A 468-nucleotide genomic window follows, 5' to 3' on the forward strand; every position below is an offset into this window, starting at 1 on the left:
TTTCTAGGCCGTCTGACAACTGTTGCGGCTTGACGTGAAGCATATAAAAATCAGTCATTTCACGGGCCACTGGCGCGGCATACGCACCCCAGCCGCCGTTTTCCACAATACCGGCAATGGCGATTTCAGGTTTTTCCCATGGCGCAAACGAGATAACCCATGCGTGGTCGCGATGTTGTTCGCGCAGGGCTGCGGCATTGTAGCGGCCGCCTTGTTTAATTTGTACGACTTGGGCCGTACCCGTTTTACCGCCCATTGTGTAAGCAAGTCCGCCACCGATACGGTGTGCCGTAGCGCCCGGTTTCAATGCCTCCTCCATTGCGCGTTTGACGTATTCGAAGTTGTCGGCCTTGAACGGAATTTAACGCTTAGGGGTGGGGTTGATACGGGTAATTTTGCGCGCGCCGAAATCCAATATTTCTTTGACTACATGCGGCTGATGGACAACACCGTTGTTGGCCAGAGATG

General features: G+C 53.6%; 1 pseudogene. It reads right to left on the reverse strand.

What is annotated here, in order from left to right:
* Positions 1-468, reverse strand: a pseudogene (locus tag ACTHUF_RS11160) (penicillin-binding transpeptidase domain-containing protein); the annotation flags it as partial.

Origin of the sequence: Neisseria sp. P0024.S006, from assembly GCF_051956595.1 — a bacterium.
GTDB lineage: Bacteria > Pseudomonadota > Gammaproteobacteria > Burkholderiales > Neisseriaceae > Neisseria.